Origin of the sequence: Myceligenerans crystallogenes, from assembly GCF_039529775.1 — a bacterium.
Taxonomy (GTDB): domain Bacteria; phylum Actinomycetota; class Actinomycetes; order Actinomycetales; family Cellulomonadaceae; genus Myceligenerans; species Myceligenerans crystallogenes.
On record NZ_BAAANL010000009.1, the window covers coordinates 41,321 to 61,533 of the forward strand.

20 protein-coding genes are annotated in these 20,213 nt (G+C 69.5%); 8 read left to right on the plus strand and 12 right to left on the minus strand.

Features of this window, described 5'->3' with window-relative positions:
* Nucleotides 1–73 precede the first annotated feature (73 nt).
* The 8 genes from ABD208_RS18545 (at nt 74) to ABD208_RS18580 (ending at nt 8,240) form a co-directional block, all read left to right on the plus strand.
* On the plus strand, nt 74–343 hold the full coding sequence (locus ABD208_RS18545) for a hypothetical protein (protein WP_344105878.1): 270 nt from the start codon (nt 74–76) through the stop codon (nt 341–343).
* A 6-nt stretch (nt 344–349) separates the two neighbouring features.
* Nucleotides 350–658: a hypothetical protein gene (locus tag ABD208_RS18550; protein WP_344105879.1), complete on the plus strand. Its 309-nt coding sequence runs from the start codon at nt 350–352 to the stop codon at nt 656–658.
* Nucleotides 655–1,398: a recombinase family protein gene (locus ABD208_RS18555; protein WP_344105880.1), complete on the plus strand. Its 744-nt coding sequence runs from the start codon at nt 655–657 to the stop codon at nt 1,396–1,398. Before ABD208_RS18550 ends, ABD208_RS18555 begins: the two co-directional genes overlap by 4 nt.
* Entirely contained in the window at nt 1,398–2,252 is an 855-nt protein-coding gene (locus ABD208_RS18560) for a hypothetical protein (RefSeq protein WP_344105883.1), read from the plus strand. Before ABD208_RS18555 ends, ABD208_RS18560 begins: the two co-directional genes overlap by 1 nt.
* Before the next feature lie 176 nt (nt 2,253–2,428).
* Nucleotides 2,429–3,301, plus strand: coding sequence for an HAD family hydrolase (locus tag ABD208_RS18565; protein WP_344105885.1), 873 nt, complete (start codon nt 2,429–2,431; stop codon nt 3,299–3,301).
* A complete protein-coding gene (locus ABD208_RS18570) occupies nt 3,298–3,675 on the plus strand; it encodes a hypothetical protein (protein WP_344105888.1) in 378 nt (125 codons plus the stop codon). Before ABD208_RS18565 ends, ABD208_RS18570 begins: the two co-directional genes overlap by 4 nt.
* Nucleotides 3,672–4,178 carry a hypothetical protein gene (locus ABD208_RS18575; RefSeq protein WP_344105890.1) on the plus strand — a complete coding sequence of 169 codons (507 nt, stop codon included), beginning with the start codon at nt 3,672–3,674 and terminating at the stop codon, nt 4,176–4,178. The genes ABD208_RS18570 and ABD208_RS18575 overlap by 4 nt, the downstream gene beginning before the upstream one ends.
* Before the next feature lie 519 nt (nt 4,179–4,697).
* Complete coding sequence (locus tag ABD208_RS18580) at nt 4,698–8,240, plus strand: P-loop domain-containing protein (protein WP_344105893.1); 3,543 nt, start codon at nt 4,698–4,700, stop codon at nt 8,238–8,240.
* Between the two features lie 67 nt (nt 8,241–8,307).
* Here ABD208_RS18580 and ABD208_RS18585 read toward each other — a convergent pair whose 3' ends face one another.
* The 12 genes from ABD208_RS18585 to ABD208_RS18640 all read right to left on the minus strand — a co-directional run bounded on the left by ABD208_RS18585 (nt 8,308) and on the right by ABD208_RS18640 (nt 20,039).
* The gene (locus tag ABD208_RS18585; RefSeq protein ID WP_344105895.1) at nt 8,308–11,682 is read right to left on the minus strand and encodes a LysM peptidoglycan-binding domain-containing protein; all 3,375 of its coding nucleotides are present in this window, start codon (nt 11,680–11,682) and stop codon (nt 8,308–8,310) included.
* 49 nt (nt 11,683–11,731) lie between these two features.
* Nucleotides 11,732–12,235 carry a pilus assembly protein TadG-related protein gene (locus ABD208_RS18590; protein WP_344106032.1) on the minus strand — a complete coding sequence of 168 codons (504 nt, stop codon included), beginning with the start codon at nt 12,233–12,235 and terminating at the stop codon, nt 11,732–11,734.
* The gene (locus ABD208_RS18595) at nt 12,232–12,660 is read right to left on the minus strand and encodes a TadE/TadG family type IV pilus assembly protein (RefSeq protein ID WP_344105897.1); all 429 of its coding nucleotides are present in this window, start codon (nt 12,658–12,660) and stop codon (nt 12,232–12,234) included. The genes ABD208_RS18590 and ABD208_RS18595 overlap by 4 nt, the downstream gene beginning before the upstream one ends.
* Nucleotides 12,657–13,109: a TadE/TadG family type IV pilus assembly protein gene (locus ABD208_RS18600; RefSeq protein ID WP_344105899.1), complete on the minus strand. Its 453-nt coding sequence runs from the start codon at nt 13,107–13,109 to the stop codon at nt 12,657–12,659. The genes ABD208_RS18595 and ABD208_RS18600 overlap by 4 nt, the downstream gene beginning before the upstream one ends.
* A gap of 3 nt (nt 13,110–13,112) precedes the next feature.
* Nucleotides 13,113–13,340 carry a hypothetical protein gene (locus ABD208_RS18605; RefSeq protein ID WP_344105901.1) on the minus strand — a complete coding sequence of 76 codons (228 nt, stop codon included), beginning with the start codon at nt 13,338–13,340 and terminating at the stop codon, nt 13,113–13,115.
* 116 nt (nt 13,341–13,456) lie between these two features.
* Nucleotides 13,457–14,365, minus strand: a complete 909-nt coding sequence (locus ABD208_RS18610) for a hypothetical protein (protein ID WP_344105903.1) — start codon at nt 14,363–14,365, stop codon at nt 13,457–13,459.
* Nucleotides 14,362–15,291 (minus strand): type II secretion system F family protein, encoded by a 930-nt coding sequence (locus ABD208_RS18615; protein WP_344105905.1) that lies wholly within the window; start codon nt 15,289–15,291, stop codon nt 14,362–14,364. Before ABD208_RS18615 ends, ABD208_RS18610 begins: the two co-directional genes overlap by 4 nt.
* A 1-nt stretch (nt 15,292) precedes the next feature.
* The gene (locus ABD208_RS18620) at nt 15,293–16,945 is read right to left on the minus strand and encodes a TadA family conjugal transfer-associated ATPase (protein WP_344105907.1); all 1,653 of its coding nucleotides are present in this window, start codon (nt 16,943–16,945) and stop codon (nt 15,293–15,295) included.
* Complete coding sequence (locus ABD208_RS18625) at nt 16,942–17,709, minus strand: P-loop NTPase family protein (RefSeq protein ID WP_344105910.1); 768 nt, start codon at nt 17,707–17,709, stop codon at nt 16,942–16,944. The genes ABD208_RS18620 and ABD208_RS18625 overlap by 4 nt, the downstream gene beginning before the upstream one ends.
* 1 nt (nt 17,710) lies before the next feature.
* Nucleotides 17,711–18,415: an SAF domain-containing protein gene (locus ABD208_RS18630; protein ID WP_344105912.1), complete on the minus strand. Its 705-nt coding sequence runs from the start codon at nt 18,413–18,415 to the stop codon at nt 17,711–17,713.
* Nucleotides 18,415–19,443: a hypothetical protein gene (locus ABD208_RS18635; protein WP_344105914.1), complete on the minus strand. Its 1,029-nt coding sequence runs from the start codon at nt 19,441–19,443 to the stop codon at nt 18,415–18,417. The genes ABD208_RS18630 and ABD208_RS18635 overlap by 1 nt, the downstream gene beginning before the upstream one ends.
* Nucleotides 19,440–20,039, minus strand: coding sequence for a hypothetical protein (locus ABD208_RS18640; protein WP_344105917.1), 600 nt, complete (start codon nt 20,037–20,039; stop codon nt 19,440–19,442). The genes ABD208_RS18635 and ABD208_RS18640 overlap by 4 nt, the downstream gene beginning before the upstream one ends.
* Nucleotides 20,040–20,213: the final 174 nt, after the last annotated feature.

The following is a 20,213-nucleotide window of genomic DNA, read 5'->3' on the forward strand; positions in this document are numbered from 1 at the left end:
GAACCCAATTGGCCGGACGACGCCGTCCGGAGCCTTGTCCGCTCCGGCTCGTCCGATGAAGGAGTCCACGACAATGACGACACCCAATACCCGGCCCTCCCTCGCCGACCAGATGTTCGGCAGCCTCCTGTGGGGCGCGAGCGTGGTCCTGCTGACGCTCAAACTCGGGGGCGTGATCGAGATCGGATGGCTCTACGTCGCCCTCCCGATCCTGATCAACCTTGGCTACGTCGCCCTCATGCTCGGGGCTGCGATCGTCTCGACGATGCTGGCCAACTCGCCCCGGTCATGGCTGCGCAGGCGACACCGCCGCACCCCGGTGCAGACGAATCGGAGCGCGTGAATGTCCGTGAGGTTCGAGTACGCCACCGTACGCCCGATCAAAATCGCCGCTCCTGGACCGGTGGACGACTGGGACCAGCCCACGAGCCACGTCTGGGAGTACGAGGTCGTCGGATTCGACGACACGACCGCCGCCGCCATCGGACGGGTCACCAAGCATCCGACGAAGCAACGCCGCACACTGGCCATTCTGAATGTCGCCGGCCGCCACGGTTGGCAACTCGCGCCCTCGGTCGAAACCGAGCCAGGCATCCTTATGATGCGTTCCTCCACCGACGTTCCCAGCCGCCCAGTGCCCGCTGGGGGAAAGCCATGACCAACGCCGGCAAGAGCGTCCGCCGCGCTCCCCGGCTCGCGATCTACGTCGCCGTCCACAGCCGCTGGCGGGACACGCCCCCGCGGTTACAAGAAGTCATCTGTCGTGACTTCGCGGAGCTCGACGGGTACGCCGTCGAGGCCGTCTACACCGACCATCCTGCCCGCCGGGCCGCGGAATCGAAATCGCGCTACGACGCATTCGCACGCATGGTCGCCGACGCCGAGAACGACCGCTTCGACGCCGTCGCGGTGTGCGACCGCAGCAGGTTCCCCGACGACGCCGACCTGCCTCCGAGGCTTTTCGACGCGGTCGACGTCGTCGTGCGATTCGGACCCACCCCACCGCTGAGAACGTCGTCGGGCATGCGCGCGTTCCTCGCCCTCACCGGAGGCGCGATCGCGCTGCTCGGCCTCCAGGCGGGACTCGCACGCGTCTTCACCGACCTCGTCGCCTGGATCACCGCACCCGCCGTCGTCATGCTGCTGGCGCTTCTGGCTCGAGCGACCGGACTCCTCCTGCCCGCGACCAACTCGACCTCCCGCACCGGCACCATAATCACCCTGTTCGTCCTCACCGCCGCCACGCTGACCGCAACCGCGCGATCGGCGGCGCTGCCGGGGTCCTGCTCCTCGTCGTCAACAGCGCCCCCCGGGACGGTTCCGCGCTGTCGACGTGGGTCACGTACAAACACGAGCCCATCGACTGAAAACCCGCCCACGACCACGAGGAGAGCATGATGCCGCCGACGCCGTCCGCCCCCACTACTACCTGGCGGATCGTACGAAACTGCCTGATCTGGGTCGCCGTCGTTCTCGTGGTCCTGATCCTGTTGGGAACGTGGTTCGCCCATGAGCTCTCCCGAGCCTTCAGCGGGCAGTGGGTGGCCGACGAGGCCGCGAAGGCGCAAGAGCACTTCGGTGACGATCCGGCCGTGGTGGGCGTCGACCACGACTCACAGAGTGACGTCACGATCGAACTCGCGCCCTCGACCGACCCCGCCCGCGAGTACGCAGGACTTGCCGCGGACGTTGAGTCGTACTTCGACGGCTTCAACGACGCGCGAGGAGTGATCCGGATCGACGGAATGGAGATGGAACTCATCGAGGACGACGACGCCCGCTCTGCGGGACTGCGTCTCATGGGAGAGCTTTCCCACGTCGACGGCATCGACGAAGCCACGATCTCGCTAACGCCCGAGCGCAATATCTTCGGCCTTGACGTTTTTGCGACGCAGGGGCGCGACGGCAGCATCATCGATCTGTACCACGAGGTCCGGCAGGCGTGCCTCGACGTCGGAAGCGACGCACTCGTCGTCGTCTCCGTTGCCGGCTCGGGAGGACCGGGCGGTTACATCAACGACACGCACTGGAACACCAGCGAGGGTGGCGGCCGAGGCACCGGGCTCGCGCAGGAACTGTCAGTCTATGGGCGCTATGCCCGCCAGTTCGACGTCACCAGCGTCGCAATCGAACCCGGCGCCGTCGGAATCACCATCGATGGCCCGATCAGGGCAGCCCGCGCCCAGGCACACCAGGACAACCGTCACTCGACGATCCAGATCACAGTCGAGCGTCTCCGCCCTCGTTCATAACGGCGACAAGCCGACTGCGCGGGCTACCCGCATCGATCGTGCCGGCGAGCCCGAGGTCCCGAGCAGACGATCACTGACACACAAGTGTGTCAGTCAGTTCCTTCGTATGGGTGGACCGTGGAAATCAAGGCCGGACCGAACGGCCGACGGACCACCTCATCGACAGGAGCAAGATCATGGTGACTTTCTCCCAGGGCTACGCCAGCAAGCGCCCCACCCGAATCGTCTTCCTCGACGTCGACGGCACTCTCATTCGCAAGGGTTCCGCCGTCGTCCCCGAGCGAACCCGCGCCGCCGTGTGGGCGGTCCGGGAGCGCGGGATCAAGGTCGTGCTGGCCACGGGTCGCCCGCTGCACAACGTGGTGCCGATCGCCGAGCAGCTCGAACTCACCCGCGAGGGCGGATGGGTGATCGCAGACAACGGAGCGATCACCGCCCAGCTCACCGGCCGCAGGCTCCGCCCGGTCCACGTCGTGCGGCGCAGCCCGTTCAACCCGCTGGGCGCGTTCATGGTCGCGATGGCGACCTACCCCGAGGTCATCATGGCGGTCGAGGACCTCGGCAAGGGCTGGCGAGTGAACTCCCCACTCGACAACAAGCACCTGTCCGGCCGGGTCCGGACCGTGCCAGAGAAGAAACTCTGGGAATACGACGTGACCCGCGCGGCCGTGCGCGCCCCGGGTATCGCGGGCCTCGTCCCGCGGATCGAGGGCGCCGGGTTCACCGCGTACGCCGACGGCCCGAACCATGTCGACATCACCGCGCCCGGTGTCTCCAAGTTCGCCGAGGCCGCCTGGCTGTGCAACGAGTGGCGGATCAACCTGGTCGACGCCGCAGCGGCCGGTGACGGTTTGAACGACTGCGGACTGCTCCGGAGCGTGGGGTGGGGATGCGCCATGACGGGCGCCCCGCAGGAGGTTCTCGACGTCGCGAACTGCTTCACCGGGTCGGCCGAGCAGGAGGGCATCGTGATGTTCCTCGACTCCCTCGTTCCCAGCGAGACCGTCACACCGGTGCTGCCGACGCGGACAACGGCAGGTGCACGATGAACGCGCCCCAGATCTCCGGACCCAAGGGCTCCGATGAGGCTTCCCGGATCACGGAACTGGCCGAGAAGCTATCCACCGCGCTGGAGAGGTGGCTCGTGCCGGGCGGCAGGGTCGCGATCCACGCCGCCGTCGCAGAACCGGACGCCTTCGTCGACTCATACCGGATCTGGGCGCGCGGCCCGCGAGACGCCTGGAGTGTGCGTGAGGTCGTCGACGTCGACGGGGTGTCGCAGCTGGATCTCGAACTCGCGGTCGTGGAGGCCGGGTTCGCGTTTCCGATCAGCGGACATGCGACGGGCCGCTGGCAGATCGACGACGACGCCAACGGCGGCGCGCTGGCCCGGGTGCTGGAGGTGAGGTACCCGTGGTCATGACCCGCCGCACCGCCCAGGAGATCGGTGACCTGCGCGAACAGATCCAGGTCGCGATCTCTGGCCTCGCGCTGGTCGAGACCGCACCGGCCATCCGGGTGCGGCGCCGTGGTTCGGCCGTCGAGCTCGCGGCCTGCGAACTGTGGGGCCGGATCGGAGAACGACCGGCCCCGCGACGGCTGTGCGGGCTGCCCGCCGGTCGCGGTCTGCGCATGCAATACGTCGAGCGCGCCGTCTTGAACACCGGGCTCACGTTCGAGACGACCGGCCCGGAAGGACGCGGACTCTGGCGCCACTTCACGATCCAACGACGCGGTCATGACGAGCGCTGGTTCGAGCTGCCGCTCCTGGTTCCCGGCGCCCAACCCGTCACTCCCAGCGATACGGAGGCCATCGAGCCGGTGACGATTCCGACGTCGATCGTGGCACACGCTGGTGAGTCCGAGATCGTCGTGGACGGTCCACGCCGGCGGGCGCTTGGCCGGCGTCAGGGATCATTCACGTAGGCGCCGGGCGATCGTCGATGTGCGGTCCGTTCCTCCCGGCGGTGATTCGTCTCCTCGCTCGGCAAGGATTTCAGCGGCGAGGTCTCGCGCTCGTCCGGGATGGCCGTCGACGAGTTCGAGCATCACGGCGCTGAGCTTCAGGACTTCTCCGGCAGGGCCAACGGCGGCACGACGATGCACCCGCCGTCCGACCGGAACCCCACCCTCGCAAGCAGACAAACCCAGCTCGCCTGCTCAGCGGTGTTCGGGTAGTAGGCGTACAGCCCGCCCGACGGCGTGCGGACCGTGAACACCCACCCCGACGTCGGGGTCTGGCGCGCTTCGTTGGTCGGCCGGCGGCGCGCGTCATCAGCGCAGGAGGAGCCAGTGGCTCGGAGGGGTACACGCCGCCGCGCTCCGCAGGGTACGCGTCACGGCGCGTCGCCCGCCAGAATTGACTGTTTTCGGTAGGTTGACGTCATGGCGCGATGGTTTCGTCGGCGTAGCCGCAGGTCACGGCGGGTCGGAGCGGTACTTGGCGTGGTCGCGGGCGTGGCTGCGGCGGCCCTGCTCGATGTGCTCAAGGACGTCCTGCTGCCTGATACCGCGCCAGGGTGGCTGCGCCTGGTGGCTCTTCTGGTGGGTGTGGTCGTCGGATACGTCGTCGATCGTGTCGTCGGGTTGTGGATCGATGCGCGGTGGGGTGCAGCGTCCTCTTCCGTGGATACGACGCGAGGCGTCAAGGAGTTCTTCGATCCGCGCAGTCGCGGCCGAATGAACGCCGCCCAGTCGGGTCACTGGTTCCAGGGCCGCCGGGTCGCGCTGAAGGAGATCAACGGCTGGCTCACCTCCGGCGATGCCTCCCGGCTGTTGGTCGTGACCGGTGACCCGGGATCGGGGAAGTCAGCGATCCTGGGACGGGTGATCACGACCTCGCATCCCGCATGGCGCCGGAAACTTCCACGATCCGACAGAGGCGTCCGGGCGCCGCTTCATTCCATCGCATCAGAGGTTCATGCCAAGGGTGCGACGGCGGACGACGTCGCCGCCGAGATCGGCGCCGAGCTCGGCGAGCCGGGCCGCACGACCGCCGCGCAGCTCCCAGAGATCCTGAACCAACGGCTGTCGGGAAAGCGGCGTCGGTTCGTCGTCGTGGTCGATGCACTCGATGAGGCGGACGATCCACGGGAGGTGATTCGCCAAGTGCTGCGGCCGATGCTGGACGCCGATCCACAGTTAGGTATCAAGCTGATCGTGGGGACGCGGCGCAAGGATGACCGGGGAAGTTTGCCTGCGGCGTTGTCCAGCAGGCGGACCGAGATTGATCTGGACCTGGACCGGTACTTCGACCGGCGAGACGTGACCGCTAATGCGATCGCTTGCCTGCAGGTCCGCGAGGACGGGCCCTACCAGCGCGAGCACGTCGCGCGGCGGCTGGCCGAGACAATCGCGGACCGGGCTGGGCGCAGCTTCCTGGTGGCAGGGTTGATGGCGACGCACCACGGCCTGCATGACACGGTCCCGGTGCTGCCTGGTGCCCTGACGGGTGGGACGAGTCTGGCCGAGGTGCTCGATGAGTTCGTCGGCAGGCTCGCCGACGTTGACGGCGTGCCGGCCCGGGACATCCTGGTGCCGCTGGCCTACGCCCAGGCGCCCGGGCTGCCGATCGAACTGTGGCAGGAACTGATTCGAGCGCTGACTGGCAAGAGCGTCGACGAGACCGCGCTGACCGCCTTCACACGCACCGCGGCGGCGAACCTGCTGATCACCTCCAGCAGCGATTCTGATGGCTCCGACGGCGAGACTTCGGCAGACGCCGGGAACCCCGCGGTCTTCCGGCTGTTCCACCAGGCGCTGAACGACACGATCCTTGACCAGCGGGCTGAGCACGGCCTGACCGGCCCTGACCAGCAGGCAATCGCCGCCGCGCTACGCGCGGCGCTGCCGGCCACCGGCTGGGCCAACGCTCCTGCCTATCTCGCGCGTTCTCTGGGCGCGCACCTGATCGCGGCAGGTCAGGTAACCGAGGTCGAGGAACTACTCGACGGAATCGACTACCTCCTGCACGCCGACCTCCCCCGCCTGCATGCTGCCTTGGCCCGGATCAACACTCCCATAGCCAACGCCTACCGGCACCTGATCGGTACGGCGCCTGGAGCCGCCGGGCAAGAACCGCGCGACCGAGCCGGGATGTTCTCAGTCAGCGCGCTCAACTCGACACCGCACGTGCGCGAACGCATCCGGCAACACCTTAAGTCCTTGAACTTCCCACTTCACGCCTTGTGGGGCCATCTCACAGAATCGAGTGGCCTACAAGCCGTCCTGACCGGCCACACGGGCCCCGTGGCCGCAGTGGCGGTCACGCCCGACGGCACCCGGGCGGTCACGGGGTCGGCCGATGACACAGTGCGCATGTGGGACCTGACCACCGGTACCGAGCTCGCGGTCCTGACCGGCCACACCAGCCTAGTGTGGGCGGTGGCGGTCACGCCCGACGGCACCCGGGCCGTCACCGGCTCCACCGACAGTACGGTGCGGGTGTGGGACCTGGCCACTGGCACTGAGCTCGCGGTCCTGACCGGCCACACCAGCTGGGTGCACGCGGTGGCGGTCACGCCCGACGGCACCCGGGCTGTCACCGGCTCCCACGATCGCACGGTGCGGGTGTGGGACCTAGCTACTGGCACTGAGCTCGCGGTCCTGACCGGCCACACCAGCTGGGTGCACGCGGTGGCGGTCACGCCCGACGGCACCCGGGTCGTCACCGGCTCCCACGATCGCACGGTGCGGGTGTGGGACCTAGCTACTGGCACTGAGCTCGCGGTCCTGACCGGCCACACGGACGACGTCGGGGCGGTGGCGGTCACGTCCGACGGGACTCGGGCCGTCACCGGCTCAAGCGATCGCACGGTGCGGGTGTGGGACCTGACCACCGGTACCGAACACGCCGTCATGACCGGCCACACGGACGACGTCGGGGCGGTGGCGGTCACGTCCGATGGGACTCGGGCCGTCACCGGCTCAAGCGATCGCACGGTGCGGGTGTGGGACCTGACCACCGGTACCGAACACGCCGTCATGACCGGCCACACCAGCTGGGTGCTCGCGGTGGCGGTCACGCTCGACGGCGCCCGGGTCGTCACCGGCTCGGGCGATGACATGGTGCGGGTGTGGGGCCTGGCCACCGGTACCGAACACGCCGTCATGACCGGCCACACCAGCTGGGTGCTCGCGGTGGCGGTCACGCTCGACGGCGCCCGGGTCGTCACCGGCTCGGGTGATCGCACGGTGCGGGTGTGGGACCTGGCCACCGGTCTTGAGGCCGCCGTCCTGACCGGCCACACCGACAGCGTGGAGGCGATGGCCGTCGCGCTTGACGGCACCCGGGCGGTCACCGGCTCGGGTGATCGCACGGTGCGGGTGTGGGACCTGGCCACCGGTCTTGAGGCCGCGGTCCTGACCGGCCACACCCAGAGCGTGCTCGCGGTGGCGGTCACGCCCGACGGCGCCCGCGCCATAACCGGCTCCCGAGACCAGACTGTACGCGTGTGGGACCTGACCACCGGCAATGAACACGACGTCCTGACCGGCCACACCGGCTCGGTGCATGCGGTAGCGGTCACACCCGACGGCACCTGCGCTATCACCGGCTCAGATGATGGCACGGTGCGGGTCTGGGACTTGGCCACTGGTACCGAACGTGCCGTCCTGACCGGCCATACCGACCGCGTGCAGGCGGTGGCGGTCACGCCCGACGGGACTGGGGCTATCACCGGTTCCTGGGATCGCACGGTGCGGGTGTGGGATCTGGCCACCGGTACCGAACTCGCCGTCCTGACCGGCCACACCGGCGCCGTGGAGGCGGTGGCGGTCACGCCCGACGGGACCCACGCCATCACGGGCTCCTACGATCACACGGTACGGGTGTGGGACTTGACCAGCGGTTCTTCACTAGCCACGCTCAACGTCCTTGACCCGATCCACGCGATCGATGTCCGGGGCGAGATCGTTGTCGTGGGGCTGTCGACCGGCCTCATCGCGCTCCGCTGGTCCCCACCCGATGGCCCCCCTTCGGGCGTGTGATCCACGGGTTCGTTCGTGACCAGGCGCAATGCGATTTCCGAGTCGGATGATGCTGGTCGGGAGTTGATCATTCGTACATTCGCCTGGCGATTTGCGATGTCCGGTCCTTCTCGTCCGGCGGCGACTCATCGCCGCGCTCGGCAAGGATCTCGGTGGCAAGGTCTCGCGCTCGTTCGGGGTGGCCGTCGGCGAGCTCGAGCATTGCACGGCTGAGCTTCAGGACTTCGCCGTCAGGGTCGACGCTGGAGCCGATCCGGTATGCCTCGTGAGCGAGGTCCACGTCATCGGCCAGGACGGCACCGGCTATGACGATCTGGGCGACGTCGGAGATCGCGGCCGTGAGGATCGCGTCGCGGTGCTCGCCCTCGGTCGCCCATACCCAGCGGACATCGGGCCTGGGCAGGGTGAAGGGTCTTCCGCGGACGAGGCGGAGCGCGCTGACGAAGTCAGCGAGTCCGTCGTCGCCGCGGCGGTAGGCGCGTGCCTTGAGGCGGAGGAACAGGTCGGCGTCGATGAGGCATCCGTCGACGCGGAATCTGTGGGGCGGGTTCTTCGCGGACGGCCGGCCGCTGCGGCCGAGTGGGAGCCAGGGTGTGCCGTCAGGGCGGTTGCCGAGCCAGTCGCGGACGTCGGCGAGTCGGCTGCGGACGTTGGTGGTCTCGATGCCGGCCATCGCGGCGATCTGGGACGCGATGACGCCGTCGGGGTGGAGAGCGACGAATCCCAGGATCGCGTAGACGCTGGGCATCTTGTCCGCCACTTTCGTCGTCGGTCCCGCTGCGCGCATGTTAATCGGGCCGAGGACCCGGACGCGCGGGCGGGTGCAGGTGGTGTCGGCCCAGTCGGCGAGGTCCTGGTCGAGCGTCGGGTCGACATCCTCGTGCGCGTCGCCCGGCGTGTGGTCGCCGTCGGGAGATCCGCTGCTCTCCACGGTGGCGGTCACAGGAACGACAGGGGCGAGGCGGGCGAGGTCGTCGCGGGTGTTGGCGGTCTTGTCCAGGTACTCGCTGTCCGAATCGGGTAGTACGGAGTTGGTGCCCGCTGGTATGTCGGGGTCGGTTGGTCGGGGTGTGGTCAGGTGGGGTCGTGGGGTGCCGGCTTCGTCGACGAAGGCTCGCCAGCCTCGGGCGTCGGGGTTGATGGGTATGGCGGTGTCGGTGGCGTGGTCCATGAGCCGGCACAGTTGGACGGCGGCGTCGAGTTCTTCCTGCTCGAGGTGGACGGCGTCGACCGCGACGTCGAGGCTGGGGATGGTGAGCTGGCCGTCGCGGATCTCCAGCTGCGACGTGGTGGGGGCACGGTAGTGGTCGCCGGCGACGAGAACGGCCAGGCCGTTGCGTCCGGGGTCTGCGGTGATCACCTCGGCGAGCTCCGCGCCGTCGTCGGCCTGGTCGGCGTGCACGATGACCGCGTGGTACCACTCGATGTCTTCACTGTTGAGGTCGATGTCGTAGGTGTCGCGGATGTCGTCGGCGAACCGGGCCAGGCCCGCGGCGTCGTCGTGTTCCTCGACGCGGTATTCCGACAGGCGGCTGGCTCCCGGGGCGAGCGGGCCGATGACGTCGGTGGTGAGGTTGATGGTCCAGGGGTTCATCGCGAGTTCGACGACGACGTGTCGCACGAACCTCGCTACGTCGCTGGGTTCGCCGGTGATCGTGGCGGTGCGGAGGTGTTCGAGGTCGAGGAGCCAGGGGTGCCCGTGCGTGTCGGTGCCGACGGTGACGAGCATCGGGAAGGGCACCAGTTCCGTGCTCGCCTCCGGCGCGGCCGACAGCGGGGCGCTCCATCGGGTGCCTTCGCCTGCCCAGGGCGATTCGAGGTCGGCGGGTTCTGCCAGGTGCAGGACGGCGGTGTCGTCGTCGAGTTCGACGGCGATGAGTTCGGGGCGGCGTGAGGTGAACTGGCGCAGGTACGGTCCGAAGGATTCGCGCAGCAGCAGGTCCAGACGGTGCAGGTCGGGGATCCGCGGGGCGCCGATCACCCGAGCGGTTGCGGCGACGGGTACGAGCTCGTCCGGGACGGGCGGGATCATGCGGCCGGGGTTGCGGAAGGCCGCCTGTCGCCGGCGCCCACGCGCGACGATCGCGGCCAGCCCGGCGGCGAGCAGCCCGCCGCCGGATGCGATTCCGGCCAGGAGCCATGGGGAGCGCGTGGCCGTCGCGTCGATCGGTTCGGCCGTGCGGTTCGTGGCCGACGGCGTCCGCTGCGGCGCCGTTTCTGGCGCTGGTGCGCCGCCGTCGGGGAGCCTGCCGGGGCGGGCATCCGAATGCGGTTCTTCGGCCGGATCAGGAACCGCATCAGGTGGAAGGTCTTGATCTGCATCCGGCGCGTTCTGGCTGGTCGACGGTTCTTCTGTGTCCGGGTCTTTCGGGGCTTCCTCGCTCGTAGCGGGTCTCGGGCCTGGCTCGGAGACCTGCCCGGAACCGTCCCGGGCCGCGGGCGGCAGGGTGAGGGTCCAGCCGGGTTCGATGTGGTCGGAGTCGGTGAGGCGTTCGCCGCCGGGCTGGAGGGTGTCGGCTGAGGCTGTGGCGATGTCGGTGTAGCGTCCGGCATCGCCGTAGTGGTCGGCGGCGATCTTCCGGAGGGTGTCGTCCGGCTCGACCGTGTACGAGGACGGGGCGTCGTCGGCCAGCGGCGTCACCGATCTCTCCGGAGGGTGGCTCGTGCTGGGCAGGGGCGGCACCCGCAGCGTCGTTCCCACGCGAAGGTAGCCGGGCTCGCCAAGTGCCTCGCGGTTCGCTTCGAAGATCTCGGTGTACCGCTTGCCGTTGCCGAGGCGGATCTCGGCGAGTTTCCAGAGCGTGTCGTTGCGCCGCACGGTGTAGGTTTCCCAGCTCGCGTACGCGGTCGCGTCGGCAACGGGCACGGCGGCCGCTATGTCTGACGTCGCGGTGGCGTCAGTGGGAGCGGTCGCCGGTGTTTCATCGGAGCTCTCCTGCCCGCCGTCCTCGCCGGGTCCGGGGCCGGGTTCGAGCATGGCGACGACGGTGGCTCCGGCGGCGGATGGTGCTGTGGCGGCATGGGCGGGGACCGCGGCGAACAGCAGGGACACGGTCGCGACGAGCCGTGAGAACAGGCCGGATGGGGGCGGGGCGAAGTGCGGGACTCGTGCTCGGCGGATGAGGTCGATCGCTTCGCGGACGGCCATGACCATGACCGACAGCCACACCGCCCAGCCGGCCAGCCAGAACAGCAGCAGGAGGAGACGTCCCCAGTCGCCCCCCAGGATAACGAACCGCAGCCCCGCCGGGTCCCGCATCCAGTCGGGCAGGACGCCCGGTAGCACGATGACGAGCCCTGCGGGCAGCGCGAGCAGAAGGACCGCCAGCAGCAGGAGCGCGGCAAGTCCCCGCAGGCGGTCCCCGGCCGTGACCTGTCCGGGGACCGTGCGGTGTTCTGCGGGGTTGCAGCGAGCCCGGGTCGGATGATGCCGAGTCGTCATCGTGTTGCTCTCCTTCTTCGGCAGGCTGGTGTGGGGTCGGTGGCGTGCTTCAACCCTCCGTGCCGCCGATCACCCGCACGAGCCGCGCCGATGCGGTGACCTCGATGGGAAAGGGTCCGAGCCCGAAGGCCCCCAGGATCTGCGGGGTGCAGTCCTCGCGGACGGTGACGTGGATCTGGTCGGCGGCGATCGTCACGGTTCCCTTGACGCCGGCGGCGTCGAGGTATTCGTGGGCGGCGGCGATGGCGGTGTTCGGCTCGACGGCGAACTCGCCGCCGGAGACGACAGCGGCGACGTCGAGTTGTTGTCCGCCGGTCCGGGCCGCCTGCGCGGCGATGCCGTAGGCGCGCTGTTGCGTGTGCAGGACGTCGCCGCCGTCGAGCACCAGCCCGACGATCGCGATCAATCCGATGGCGGTGACGACGAACCATGGTGTGACCGAGCCCTTCTCGTCGTGTCTATGCTGGTCGACGGTTCGCGTGGTCGATGGCGCGGTTTTCGGGAAGCGTGCGAGGACGCGCCGTTGGGGTGGTCGGGTTCCGGGGTGGTTCATGGCTCGGATTTCCACTGGTCGGTCGGCGCCGTGGCACGTGCCTCGACACGGTGCGTCCACCGGTCGAACGGCAGATCCCACAGCGGGACGGTGCAGGAGACGGTGACCGTGATCGACGACGGCGTGCCCGGCTCACCGGCGAGGTGGGAGGTGTCCACGGCGACGTCGGAGCCTGCGCAGTCGAGGTCCTGATTGCGCAGGCTGGCCATCGCGACCTCCTCCGCCCGACTGGCCACGCCCTCACTTTCTGTGAGAGAGGCGGTGCGGGCAGCATCCCAGGCGGCGGTTTCGACCGCCTGGGTCGCCAGGATGACCCGTCCGGCGAGCAGCACGAGTCCCAGGAGCAGCGCGAAGGCCGGCGCCAGGACGACGACCTCGACCGAGGCGGATCCCTCGTCGTCAACCGCGGGCCGGCGGGGTGTCATGGCGCGCCTCGCACGGTTTCGGTCGGCATCTGCGCGGTCGCGGACACCTCGGGCACCAGGTCCGCGAGGATTGCGTAGGGGCGGGCCTGGACGGTGACCGCGCTGCGGTCGGCGTCACGGGTCGCGGTGACGTTCCACGAGCGCAGGACGGCGCCGCCGACCTGCCCGAGGAAGTCGTCGGCTGCCGCGTGCCCGGCCTCGGCGGTCCCTTCCTCGACCGATGCCGCGACGACGCCTTGGTTGGCTGCGGCGAGGGCGACCTGCCGGGCGTGGAAGACCAGACCGGCCTGCACGCCGAGGAAGATCAGCCCGAACACGACGGGCATGAGGATGACGAGCTCGACCGTCGCCGAACCCTCCTCGTCGCCGGTGGTGCGGCCTGGTCTTCGGCCAGCGAGACGTGTTGGGCGACGTCGGCCAGGAGGCGCGTCGTGCCGCGGGATGAGCATGGGTCAGCCGTTCGGGGAGACGATTCTGTCGAGTTCGCCGTTGACGAATGTCGTGATGGCCAGGACGACGACCGCGGCCAGGCCCAGGACGAAGACGGTGATGACGACGATCTCGACGGTCTCGATTCCCGCATCGGGATCCTGGTGGCGGGTGCGGTCGTGGTAGTGCCGGCGCAGGCGGGCGGGCAGGGCGCTGATCGCCACCGCGAGGGTGGCCCACAGGTGGTGCATAGGGGTTCCTTCCGGGGTTCCCGACGTCGTGACGGCGGGTCTGGGGGGTGACTTTCGGGGTTCTCCTTGTCTGAGTCCTCGCTCAAGAGGGGGCGTGTGGTGGGCGTGTTCTGGTCTTAGGTGCGCGTGAAGATCCGCAGCAGCAGGGGCGCGATGAGCAGGGCGAGGAACATGCAGCCGAGCAGCGCGGCGGGGATGGCCATGCGTTGCACGTCGGCGTTGGCCACAGCCTGGTCCTCGGTGAGCATCGCCTGGCGCATGGCGACGGTGCGGGCGCGCAGCGTGTCCCAGGCGGCGGCTCCTTCTTCACCGGCCAGGCGCAGCACGTCGGTGATCTCGCGCAGCTGCGGGAGGGTGAGTTCGTCGGAGAGATCCTCCAGCGCGTCCCACGGCGGCACACCGGACCAGCGGGACCTGGCGAGTTCTTCGGCCAGCCGCCGCCACACCCAGTGGTCGCCCAGGGCGGCGGCGCGTTCCATCGCCTGCCGGACACCGGAGCCCGAGGCGCGTTCGACGGCAACGGCGTCCACGTAGGAAGCCAGCTCGCGCCGGAATTCCGCCCGTGCTGTCTTCGCTGCGCGGGCGACGTCGTAGTGCGGTCCGAAGAACAGCATGCCGGCCAGCCCTGCGCCCGCCAGCATCGTGATCGGGACGGGCACGCTGACGCCGAGGGTGGTGAAGATCAGTGATGCGAGCAGGACGATGACCAGTCCGCCGACGGCGGCGGTGATCTTGCGTCCGTAGAACCTCGTGACGGGGATTCGCAGGAGGGCCAGTTCGCGGTACGGCACCCGGGTCCATGTCACATCGGGCAGGACCCGTTGCGCCCAGGTGCCCAGGCGTTCGGTCGCATCCGACGGCGGCCTGGGCGCCTCGGGAGCTCGGTGGACCGTGCGCGGCGGCACCAGGGTGTTGAGGGTCGCTGCCGCGTCGACACGAGTCGGGGCGAAGAGGTAGACGGCCCCGAGGGTCAGTCCGAGCATGAGGATCGCGCCGCAGATCATAAAGCCGACGAGCCCGATCATGGTGCGCTCCTCCGTGTCGCGGCGACGGCGTCGTCGTCGATGAGGAGTGCGGCGCCTGCCTGGGCGGCGTCGCGGCGGACCCGCTCGCCGAGGCTGCGGGTCGGCGGGGTGCCCGCGGCGATTCTCTTCAGCCAGACGAGCCCCGCCAGATAGCCGCCCACGAGCAGGACCAGGAGGATCTGCCCGCCTGGCGAGCGGTAGGGAGCCAGGTAGTCACCGCCCAGGACGGCGAGCGTGCCGAGCACTCCGGCGGAGATGATCGTGACCCAGCGTGCCGTCGCCCGCGGGCCGGCCCGGTCGGCCTCGATCTGGCGCCGGGCACGGACTTCGTCGGCGACGGTCTGCGCCAGCGCGTGCAGCACCGTGGACAGCCCGGTGCCGCGGCTCGAGGCGGCCTGGACCAGGTACATCGAGACCCGGTCACCGACCTGGTCGTCGAGGTCGTCGGCGAACGCCCGGACCGCGCTGACGGTGTCCCAGCGCGACCCGATCCGGGCCACGAGACGGCCGACGGCGCCTGAGATGGCAGGCGGTGTCGACCGGAGCGAAGTCACCAGCGCCTGTTCCAACCCGGACCCGAGAGTGAGCACGGAAGCGAGGTTCCGTGTCCATTCCTCAAGGGCCTCGAGCCGGGCGATCCGGTCCGCCTCGCCCCGGTTCGACAGCAGCGCGGGAAGTCCCACGACGGCGACCGGAACGGCGACGACAGCAATCGGCCACCGCCAGACCGCCCACACGACCAGGCCCGCTACGACGCCGATCGCCGCCAGGCTCCAGGTGCGCCGGGAGACGCGGCGGATCCGGGCCACTCCTCGACGCAGCCACGGCGTGTTCTGTGACGTGAACAGTTCCCAGCGCAGCCACCAGGACAGGATCAGGAACAGTCCCAGCCCGGCCGCGGCACCGGAGAAGAGGAAGCCCCACATGTCAGGCCTCCTCGCGTGCGACGGACGGCTGCGAGGCGGTGTACTCCTCCAGGTCGAACCCGAGACCGGCGAGCCGGCGGTACGCATCGGGCAGCACCCCGGGGACGAGCTCGCCGTCGTCGTCCGTGCGGAACACGTGCGTGGTCGCGAACGTCCCGGGCGCGTCCCCGGGTGAGACCGCGACGATCTCCGTGACCTGGCGCCGCCGCCCGGGGTCGTCGTCGAGGTCGGTGTCGGTGAGGTTCCAGTAGGCGTTCGGGTCCCAGCTCAGGTCCTCAGCCGGGTCGGCAGGGTCGCGCTCGACGTGGACGACCAGATCGATCGTCCCGGCAAGCTTGCGGGTCATGAGCGCGTCACCCCACTGCCCGCCGGCCTCCATACCGCAGGTGACGAGCTTGTCGATCGCGGTGACCGCGTCGCGCGAGTGGGTGGTGGAGATGATCCCGGAGCCGTTCTCGGCGTTCTTGACCAGCGGGATGATCTCCGGACCGCGGACCTCGCCGACCACGACCCGCTCGGCGTTGTGCCGCACGACGGCGTCGGTCAGCTGCGCCAGACTGTAGAGGCCGGCGGGCTGCCCGTCCGGCCCCACCTCTCCGGTCCCGGTACGTTCCTCGAACGCCCACGTCAGCGGCCGGTACTCGTGGACATGCAGCTCGAACTCCGTCTCCAGGGTGATCAGCCGCTCGGTGGCCGGGATGCACGCGATCAGCGCCCGCACCAGGGTGGTCTTCCCCGATCCCGGCGCGCCGGAGACGATGATCGAGCGGCGGTCGTAGATCGCCGCACGCAGGAACGATGCCGCCACCGGTGGCAGCAGCCCGCCGACGACGAGATCGTCCAGAGTCACCTCGACCAGCCGGTGCCGCCGGATCGCGACCTGCGGGAAGGGCGTCAGCCACGACGACGCGGTCAGGCGCGACCCGTCGTCCAGGCGCAGCAGGAGCACGGGCTGGGCCTGGGAGAAGGTCCGCGGGCTGCCATCGGACTGCGAGGCGAGGAACTGCAGCGATTCGATGAGCTCCTGGTCCGAGTCCGCGATCCGTGGACCCAGCACGCGCCGGCCGTTGCGCAACTGGACCCACACCCGTCCGCCGCGCTCGACCTCGATGTTCTCCACCCGAGGGTCGTCCATCAGCGGCTGCAACCGTCCGAACCCGAACAACGCCGCGGAGACGGCATGCGCCAGCGCGTCGCGCTCCTCGGCCGACAGCGGCGGCTGCGAGGTGTTGGCCCGCTCGACGGTGAGGTCTTCGATCGCCTCCAGGACGAGCCCTCGCGCGATCTCCTGCCGCGCCATCAGATCGAGGTCGGGATCGCTGGCAACCATCTGTGACAGCTGCCCCGAGACCTGACGCTGCAGGCGCCCCACGAGCGTCCAGTCGACCAGCCCGTCCTGATGGCGGACGTCGGCCGCGGCGAGTGCACTCTGGAAGGAGTTCCGCCCGCCTGCGACCGCCGACGATCGCCTGCCGCCGGGAGCGTTACTTGCCGCCGCCGGCTTCGAGGCGACCCACGGCGTGCGGGCCGGAGAAGGCGAAGAGGGCGCGGCCGGGCCCGGGACGGGCTCGGCGAAGAACGGCACGTCGGACGGCGCGATACCGGTCGACGTCGCGTCGTGCGATGCGGAGGAGTTCTCGCGAAGGGACGTCATGACGCCGACACCGCCGTCGTGGCGTCCACACGGGCGCGGGCGGCCATGGAGGTGAGCGCCGAGACCGCCGCGCGCAGCGAGCGCACGTACGTGCTTGTCTCGAACCGGCGGGGCGGGCGGGCACCCTGGTAGTACACGTTGGCGCCGTCGGGGTCCCAGGCGATCTGCGCGATGACGGGCAGTCCGAGCGCCTGACCGGCTTCGCGAGCCGTGTACGGGCGTCCGTCACCGATCACCAGGAGACCGGGCCACTGCCACGGGTGTTCCCGCGTGACCGCGTCGGCCCATGGCCGCGCTCCCGCCAGCGCAGGCAGCGAGGACCGCACCGTCACCAGCGTGGCGTCGGCCCGCGCGAGGATCGGTTCGGGCGACCCGGGGGCGCCGAGCGTGCCGGCGTCGACGATCACGTCGGTGCCTGTGGTTTCCAGCTCGGCCAGGGCGTCTGCCAGCGGGCTCCACACGCCGCGCAGCACGGGTGCCTGGGCGTGTGAGCGCGGTCCGGCGACATAGCTGACGTGCGTGCCCTCGATCGTCTGGGCCACGTCACGCAGTGCGTCGGCTGGTGACAGGGATGACAAGGCGAGCTCGACCAGACCGCTGCGGTAGGGCCGGGATCCCTGGAACCAGCCGGTCAGGAGGGACGACAGCCCGCGAGGGTCGGCCTCCAGCAGCAGGACCGGGCGCGGCCATGACATCGCCAGTCCCAGGCAGGTGGTGGAAACGCCGGGGCCGCCGTTCACCCCGGTGAGCGCGAAGACTGCCATCTCACTCGTCCTCCCCGGTGGACGGGGCAAGGTCTTGGACGATGGAGGCACGCCCGCCGACGACGGCGTCGGACAAGGCGACTGCCTGGTCGTGGGCGACGAGGACTTCCACGACCGCGCCCGCGTCCCCTTCATGCACGGCGGAGATCTCGCCCGGGGTGAACGTCGCCTCCTCATCGGCCGAGACCGAAGGCGGCGAAACGACGACCCGCACCTGATCACCCGGAGCCAGAGTGAGACCCTGCGCCAGCTGGGAGGTCAGGGTGACCCGCACGACCGACAGTCCCGGCGCAGGAAACCCGCTGTCGGACACACCCGCGGGGGCCAGGACTGACCCGGCCGAGACGCCGTCGGTGAGGCGCCTGCCGATCAAGGACGCCGCGTCACGGCCTGGGATCGCTGCCACGGCCGGGTCAAGCGCCACCGACACGGTGCGCAGGTCACCGTCATCCAGGACGTGGTACTTGTCCAGGTCGCGTGCGGCGATCACGACCTCCTGCGACGGCGAGAGCGCCAGCCAGGTCATGAGCCCACCGACCGCGCCGACGAACAGCGCGATCACCGCCGCTGCGGCGACCCACGGTCGGCGGCGCAGCTTCGGCGGCGGCGCCGGCGCCTGTTCGGCGGGTCCCGGTCGCTGTGCGGGACCCGTCTGCTTCTGGGTAACTGCTGTCATGGTTCTGCCTTCCGCGTCGTGCCCGTGCATCAGCGCACGAGCACCTGCCCTTCAGCGACGACCAGCTGCGTCTGTGCGACCAGCGGATCCATCGTGATCGTTCCGGTCTGACCTACTCCCGACCACTCCACGACGAACCTCGTCGCGGCCGTGACGGTGTACGAGTGCTGCGGCTCGGAGCCCGACTCCCGCGTGTACACGTGTCCGCAGTCCGGCGACGGCTCGGCACCAAACCTCGGCTCATACGGGGTGCCCTTGCCGCACGTGATCGTGGTGCCGTCACCCAGATCCCAGCGGACCGACTCCACCCGCGCCGTCGCCGTGACCGTGACGCCACGCACCGTCGCCGTGGCCGACGTCGGACCGAACGTCGTCGCATCCGGATCATCCACCCACAACCACACCGGCGTACCGACAACGGAAACACCGCCCTCCGGCGGCGCGATACCGATCCGGATCGCCTTCAGATTCATCCCGGCCGCGACCTGCCGCGCCACCTCGCCCGGACTCGGCGGAAGAGGCTCTGCCTGCGGGGTTTCGTCCGAGTACACGATCGAGGTCCGATTGCCCTCGGCGTCAAAACACGGATAGACCGCACCCGTGTCAGGTCCGCGGCTGAAGTTCTCCGCGAAGACCTCCCAAACTGCCGAGCCCTCCTCAGGCTGCGGGTCCAACGGCACCGGCGAGATATAGCACTGCACATCCTGGCGCCAGAAACCGTGATCGCTGGCGCACGGAACCGGTTTGTCATCCTTGGTGCAGACGGGCGTTCCCTCCTCGTCGTGGGCCGGAGCCTTTCCCGCGCTCGCGTCCGACGAGTCATCGGCGCCGGACGAACCACGAGAACCTGTCTCCTCGGATCCTGTTTCGGTCCTCAATTCATCGGATCCTGGAACGGTAACGCGGACGCTGCATCGGCCCAGCGCCCGGCTGAAGACGTCGCAATCGGCGCCCGCGGTGGGCCCTGGTGTGTCGGATGCCGGCACGAGCGCGAACGCTGTCGAGGACACGACAAGCGATCCCACCAACGCCACGGTCGCGCCGAGCGCGCGCTTCATTGCCCGGTGCACGGTTCCTGCTCCAGCGTCTCCCGGTCGGCGACCCGCCAGCCATCGACCGGGTTCTCGTCGAACATCGCATTGGTGATCGTCAGTCGTTCCCAGCCGCGATCAGCCCGGCCGGCGGCCACCTGGGTAGCTCCATCCGTGTCCACGACATCGGTAGCCGCGACGTCGTAACAGACATCAACCTCAGCGGTCGGAACTTCGTCGTCCGCCAGCTCAAGATCCAGCCTCTGGACGACGACCTCGACGACCTCGGTCTCACCGGTCTGGCGCCAGCCATGACGCGCCCAGTCCTTCAACTCAGCCTGAAACGACGCCAGCTCGGTGCCGCTCGCCACCGTGTCCAGAGCGCCGCGATCCTGGGGCGCTTGGGAGACCGCGTCGGCCACCCGGTAGTACTTGAGCGCGAGAGATTCGACGTGCATGCTCGCGCTGCCGGCGGGACTCGTGGAGCTCGAAGATGACGACGCCGACGATTCCGTGACGCCGTTCGTCGTCGACCTGGGAGCCGGGTCCACGCCGCCGGTACAACCGGCCGCACAGAGCAGCGCCAACCCAGCCAATAATGCAATACGTGGGCCAATGCGCATTGCGACCTCCTTCACCCCTGACGCGGCAGTACCAGCCCGCGAAAGAACCTTGCCCGAGCCATGTGAAACGAGCAACAGGTCCCCAAGAATGCACTGAATCGGTTTCTGAAGGCAACTCACCTGCATAGCCGCAGTTTTCAAGCATGCAGGGGCCCCAAGCGATCAGCGACAGCG

What these genes read in the sequence shown, in the direction of transcription:
- ABD208_RS18545 (WP_344105878.1), top strand. Translation starts at nt 74, where the DNA reads ATGACGACACCCAATACCCGGCCCTCCCTCGCCGACCAGATGTTCGGC.
- ABD208_RS18555 (WP_344105880.1), top strand. Translation starts at nt 655, where the DNA reads ATGACCAACGCCGGCAAGAGCGTCCGCCGCGCTCCCCGGCTCGCGATC.
- ABD208_RS18560 (WP_344105883.1), top strand. Translation starts at nt 1,398, where the DNA reads ATGCCGCCGACGCCGTCCGCCCCCACTACTACCTGGCGGATCGTACGA.
- ABD208_RS18565 (WP_344105885.1), top strand. Translation starts at nt 2,429, where the DNA reads ATGGTGACTTTCTCCCAGGGCTACGCCAGCAAGCGCCCCACCCGAATC.
- ABD208_RS18570 (WP_344105888.1), top strand. Translation starts at nt 3,298, where the DNA reads ATGAACGCGCCCCAGATCTCCGGACCCAAGGGCTCCGATGAGGCTTCC.
- ABD208_RS18575 (WP_344105890.1), top strand. Translation starts at nt 3,672, where the DNA reads ATGACCCGCCGCACCGCCCAGGAGATCGGTGACCTGCGCGAACAGATC.
- ABD208_RS18585 (WP_344105895.1), bottom strand. Translation starts at nt 11,682, where the DNA reads ATGACGACTCGGCATCATCCGACCCGGGCTCGCTGCAACCCCGCAGAA.
- ABD208_RS18590 (WP_344106032.1), bottom strand. Translation starts at nt 12,235, where the DNA reads ATGAACCACCCCGGAACCCGACCACCCCAACGGCGCGTCCTCGCACGC.
- ABD208_RS18595 (WP_344105897.1), bottom strand. Translation starts at nt 12,660, where the DNA reads ATGACACCCCGCCGGCCCGCGGTTGACGACGAGGGATCCGCCTCGGTC.
- ABD208_RS18600 (WP_344105899.1), bottom strand. Translation starts at nt 13,109, where the DNA reads ATGCTCATCCCGCGGCACGACGCGCCTCCTGGCCGACGTCGCCCAACA.
- ABD208_RS18605 (WP_344105901.1), bottom strand. Translation starts at nt 13,340, where the DNA reads ATGCACCACCTGTGGGCCACCCTCGCGGTGGCGATCAGCGCCCTGCCC.
- ABD208_RS18610 (WP_344105903.1), bottom strand. Translation starts at nt 14,365, where the DNA reads ATGATCGGGCTCGTCGGCTTTATGATCTGCGGCGCGATCCTCATGCTC.
- ABD208_RS18615 (WP_344105905.1), bottom strand. Translation starts at nt 15,291, where the DNA reads ATGTGGGGCTTCCTCTTCTCCGGTGCCGCGGCCGGGCTGGGACTGTTC.
- ABD208_RS18620 (WP_344105907.1), bottom strand. Translation starts at nt 16,945, where the DNA reads ATGACGTCCCTTCGCGAGAACTCCTCCGCATCGCACGACGCGACGTCG.
- ABD208_RS18625 (WP_344105910.1), bottom strand. Translation starts at nt 17,709, where the DNA reads ATGGCAGTCTTCGCGCTCACCGGGGTGAACGGCGGCCCCGGCGTTTCC.
- ABD208_RS18630 (WP_344105912.1), bottom strand. Translation starts at nt 18,415, where the DNA reads ATGCACGGGCACGACGCGGAAGGCAGAACCATGACAGCAGTTACCCAG.
- ABD208_RS18635 (WP_344105914.1), bottom strand. Translation starts at nt 19,443, where the DNA reads ATGAAGCGCGCGCTCGGCGCGACCGTGGCGTTGGTGGGATCGCTTGTC.
- ABD208_RS18640 (WP_344105917.1), bottom strand. Translation starts at nt 20,039, where the DNA reads ATGCGCATTGGCCCACGTATTGCATTATTGGCTGGGTTGGCGCTGCTC.